Here is a 276-nt window from a genome sequence, read left to right as displayed (position 1 = left end):
CATTGCCAGTCTCAGCTTGTTTAATTGTCAAATTATTCAACTGTCGACGCTGCGAGCTATAGTTAATCGCACTCATAATTGGCTCGAAGCTACTCCCGACCGACCCGAACACCAACAATAAAATGATGCTGGTGTAAATAATTTTGCGCCGGTGCCGCGGTTTGCGAGGGGCCGGCTTTGGTTCATCTGATTCTGGCTCAACAATGCCATAAGTATCATAAATTAGTTGATCCAGCTCTTTATCTTTTTCATCCAAATTCGCCACCCCCTTTGCCC

General features: G+C 45.7%; 1 protein-coding gene. It reads right to left on the bottom strand.

The window, feature by feature from the left end; translation table 11 throughout:
• On the bottom strand, window positions 1–256 hold a 256-nt coding region (locus tag L9G74_RS20445; RefSeq protein ID WP_238898599.1), incomplete at its 3' end, for a hypothetical protein.
• Window positions 257–276 lie beyond the last annotated feature (20 nt).

The organism is Shewanella electrica, assembly GCF_022321485.1.
Classification (GTDB): Bacteria; Pseudomonadota; Gammaproteobacteria; order Enterobacterales; family Shewanellaceae; genus Shewanella; species Shewanella electrica.
This window is presented reverse-complemented; position numbering and strand designations above follow the sequence as displayed.